The sequence below is a fragment of the Actinoplanes sp. NPDC048791 genome (assembly GCF_040650095.1).
GTDB lineage: Bacteria > Actinomycetota > Actinomycetes > Mycobacteriales > Micromonosporaceae > Actinoplanes.
Map to the genome: position 1 here is coordinate 1 of NZ_JBEZGQ010000595.1, position 4,189 is coordinate 4,189.

At 71.6% G+C, this 4,189-nt stretch carries 3 protein-coding genes; 2 read left to right on the plus strand and 1 reads right to left on the minus strand.

Going from position 1 to position 4,189, the window contains the following annotated elements; translation table 11 throughout:
* Positions 1-63: 63 nt before the first annotated feature.
* Positions 64-1,902: a lectin gene (locus AB0C29_RS32070; RefSeq protein ID WP_360828106.1), complete on the minus strand. Its 1,839-nt coding sequence runs from the start codon at positions 1,900-1,902 to the stop codon at positions 64-66.
* Positions 1,903-2,131: 229 nt separating this feature from the next.
* On the opposite strand from AB0C29_RS32070, the gene AB0C29_RS32075 reads away from it, so the two are divergent.
* Together AB0C29_RS32075 and AB0C29_RS32080 are read left to right on the plus strand one after the other, a co-directional pair.
* Complete coding sequence (locus AB0C29_RS32075) at positions 2,132-3,295, plus strand: PQQ-binding-like beta-propeller repeat protein (protein ID WP_360828109.1); 1,164 nt, start codon at positions 2,132-2,134, stop codon at positions 3,293-3,295.
* A gap of 31 nt (positions 3,296-3,326) precedes the next feature.
* Positions 3,327-4,189: hypothetical protein (locus tag AB0C29_RS32080; RefSeq protein ID WP_360828112.1), on the plus strand; the 863-nt coding region annotated here is incomplete at its 3' end.

Consider the following 4,189-nt stretch of genomic DNA (forward strand, 5'->3'; position numbering starts at 1 on the left):
ACCCCCCGGGCGCAGTCCCGGGGGGGGGGGCCTCGGGGGCGGCCCACCCCCCCCCCCCGCCGGTCACGCCGGCAGGGTCCAGCGCTGGTTCGTGGCGCCGGTGCAGGACCAGATCTGCAGCTTGGCGCCGTCCGCCGTGCTGTTGTCCTTGACGTCGAGGCACTTGCCGGCGGCGGCGTTCACCAGCGTGCCGCCGGAGGTGGAGCTCCACCGCTGGTTGGCGCCGCCGGCGCAATCCCACAGCTGGACGGCGGAACCGTCGGCCGTGCCGTTGTCCTTGACGTCGAGGCACTTGCCCAGCCCGCGGATCGTGCCGTCGGCGGCGACGGTCCAGCGCTGGTTCGGCCCGGCGGTGCAGGCCCACATCTGCGGCAGGTTGCCGTTGGCGGTGGAGCCGTCGGTGACGTCCAGGCACTTGCCGTTGGCGCTGGTGACGGCCCCGGTCCGGCCGGCCGGTGGGGTGGTCGCCGGGGGCGTGGTGGTGCCGCCGCCCGTGCCCGGCCAGGTGAAGGTGGCCATGGCGCCCGCGGGCAACCGGTAGCCGAACGACGCGCCCTGGTACGAGACCTGGAAGTCCTGGTCGCCGCCGGTGTTGACGGCCACGAGCGCGATGCTGCCGTCCGGGTTGCGGAAGGCGACGTTCTCGATGCCGCCCTGGCCGTACCCGGTGGAGTCGATCCGGACCGCGCCCGGCTTGACGAACTTGCTCAGGTGGCCGAGGACGTAGTACTCGGCGTTGTAGGTGACGCTGCCGCCGTTGACGGTGACGACGCCCATGCAGTTGGTGCAGCTGCCGATGACCGGTCCGTGGTTGGCGTCCAGGGCGAGGTTCCAGAGCGAGACCGCCCGGGCCCAGTTGCGGGTGGCGCCGACGGCCAGGTTGCGGCCCTGCCACCGCAGCGAGTCGGCGAAGGTGCTGGCCGACTCGACGCCGGAGCACTCGGTGAAGAAGACGTCCTTGGCGGGCTGGGCGTTGTGCACGACCGACTGGGCGCCGGGGTCACCGGCGTAGCAGTGCCAGGCCGAGCCGGCCACGTTGCTGCCGGCGGCGTTGTTCACGGTCTGCGGGTACGACGTGTTGTCCCAGTTGTGGTCCCAGCCGAGGATGCGGGTGCTGAGCCCGGCGGCGCGCAGCTTCGGGGCGAGCAGGTTGATGACGCGGGCCTGCTGCTCGGCCGACATCAGCATGCCCGGATAACCGGGCGGGGAGAACTGCGGCTCGTTCTGCACGCTCAGGTAGCCGATGGGGACTCCGGCTGCCTGGTACGCCTGCACGAACCTGACCAGATAGTCGGCGTAGACACCCTCGTTGGCCTGGGCCAGCGAACCGCCGATGAGGTTGTTGTTGGTCTTCATCCACGCCGGCGCGCTCCACGGTGCACCCTTGACGGTGAGCTGCGGATTGAGCTGCCGGGCCTGCTGCAGCAGCGGCAGGATGTACGCGTTGTCATGGGCGGTCGAGAAGCGCGACAGCGAGGGATCGGCGGCACCGTCGTCGTAGGTGTAGAACGACCGGGAGAAGTCGCTGGCCCCGATCGGCTGCCGCACGAAGCTCAGGCCGATGCCGCTGCCGGTGCCGAACAACGCGTTCATGATGGTGGTGCGCTGCGACGAGTTGTAGACGTTCCAGGCGGCCGCGTCGGTGAACGACGCCCCGAAGCCCACCATGGACTGGTAGGTGGTGCCGGGGTTGACCGTGATCGTCGAGCCGCTGCCGGCCGTGCCGAAGGTGACGGCGGCCTTCTGGGTGAGCAGGTTGCCGCGGTCCGGTGTGGTGAGCCAGACGTTGGCGCTCGTGGCGGCGAAGGAGGCCGTGTCGGCGGCGACCACGTAGGCCGCGGCGCCCATGGTCACTACCGCGGAAGCGGTCAGGGCCACCAGCCGTCGCGTTCTTTCTGCCATGAGATGTCCTTTCGGGGGAGGGGACAGCTGTAACAGGATGAAACATTTCCGTAACACCGCTGTTTCTCAGAACACCGGCCCTCGGTCTTGTTGTCAACCACTTGGCATGGGTAGACGTCAATGAAACAAATGAAACGTAATGCGGGTGATGATCGAGCAAAGACGCCTGCGCGCGGCATTTCGCTGGTTACGTTCACAGCGTTCGTGCCGCTCGATCTCTGGAGGACCTTTGCCCGTCCTACCTGCTCTCGGCGTTGCCCTGGTGGCCGCCGGTGTGCTCGCTGTGCCCGTTACCGTGCAGGCTGCCGTCGCGGCGGAGTGGACCCAGCCCGGCTACGGCGCCGGGGACACGTACTACAACCCCGGCGAGTCGATCATCAACGCGGACAGCATCAACGCGGTGCGGCGCCGGTGGACCGTCGCGCTGCCGGAGGCCCGGGAACGGTGTGCGCGGGCGGCTGCGCCTGTGGTCGCCGGTGGACGGGTCTTCGTCGCCCAGGAGACCGGCGTCTCGGCGTACCAGGCCGGGACCGGGCGGCCGTCGTGGCGTTTCACCTGGTCGTCGCCCGAGGACGAGAGCACCCCGTACCTGGCGGTCTCCGGCGGCCTGCTCATCGTGGCCAACCAGGGTTGCCAGTCGCAGAGCGACCCGGACGGCACGGTCCGCGCGCTGGACACCGCTTCCGGCCGCCTCGTGTGGACCAGGCAGGTGTCGGCGCCGGTGGAATCGCTGGTCGTCGACCGGGGGATCGCCGTGGTCTCCGGGGAGTCGATGTCCGACACCCCGACCGTGATCGGCCTGGCGGTCAGCGACGGCACGCAGCGCTGGCAGCTCGCCGACCACTCCTCCGCCGGGGTGTCGGCCGGTGGCCGGGTGCTGGTCAGCCGGGTCGGCGGGGTGGGCACCTCCGCGCTCTCCGTGACGACCGGCGCGGTGGTGTGGACCAGGAAGATCGCCTGGGCCGGGCAGGCGGCGAGCCCGGCCGGGGACCGGTTCTACGCCTCCGGCAGCCGCAACGAGATGGTCAGCGTGGACGCCGCCACCGGCGCTGTCCGGTGGACCGCCGCCCGCAAGGCGAGCCCGCTCATCGCCACCGACGGCCGGCGCGTCTACCGGGCCATGGCGAAGGGCATCGAGGCCCTGGACGCCGGCACCGGTGCGCGCCGCTGGACCGTGTCCCTGCCGGGCAACGCCGGCCAGCCGGTCCGGGCGGGCGGCCTGCTCTACGCCACCGTGGACGGTGGCCGGCCGCTCGGCATCCTGCACGCGGCGAGCGGCGCCCGAGCATCCGCCGGCACCCAGATCGGCGCCGTCGTCGGCGGCAACGTGGTCGTGACCGGGGGCTGGATCTACGCGCTCAAGGGCAACACCATCTCCGGGTACGCGAGTTGACCCGTTCCCGCGTTCGCCGGACGATCTCGGGGTGGCAGCAGACCAGGGCAACGCCGGTTCCCGCACGTCCCGCCTCGACCGGCACCGGGCCGTCGCCGCCGCACTGACCGGGCTGGACGACGACGAACTGGCCGCCCGGGTCGACGCCGCAACGCCGCTGGGCGTGGGGATCGGCGGGCGGACCGCCCGGCTCGACGTGGCCGGGGTGCCCGTGTTCGTGAAGCGGATCCCGCTGACCGACCTGGAACGCCGTCCCGGGCACCTCGGCTCCACCGCCAACGTCTTCGGCCTGCCGACCTGTTACCAGTACGGGGTCGGCTCCACCGGCTTCGGCGCCTGGCGGGAACTGGCCACCCACCACACCACCACGCAGTGGGTACGCAGCGGGGTGTCGGACCGGTTCCCGCTTCTGCACCACTGGCGCGTCCTGCCGTCCCCACCCGCCACACTGCCCGGCTTCGGGGACTGGGACGGCGACCCGGCCGTGGCCCGCCGCCTGGCCGCGATCGAGGCCGCCACCGCCGGGATCGTGCTGTTCCTGGAGTTCCTGCCGTGGACGCTGCACGCCTGGCTGACCGAACGATTCGACGCGGGCGACGGCGAACGGGCCACCGCCTTCGCGGACCGGGAGCTGCGGGCGGCCACCGAGGTCACCCGGGCGCACGGCCTGGTTCACTTCGACGCCCACCCCGGCAACGTGCTCACCGACGGCCATCGGCTCTACCTGGCCGACTTCGGACTCGCCCTCGACCGGGCCTTCGATCTCTCACCGGCCGAGGCCGCGTTCCTCGATCTGCACCGGGACTGGGACCGCTGGGACACCCGGCGCTACCTCGTCAACTGGCTGTGCGGCCGGCTCGCCCCGCAAGCCGGCCGCACCTCCGTCATCCGCGC

Excerpts from the sequence above, each read along its gene's own strand:
- AB0C29_RS32070 (WP_360828106.1), bottom strand. The coding sequence starts at position 1,902 with ATGGCAGAAAGAACGCGACGGCTGGTGGCCCTGACCGCTTCCGCGGTA.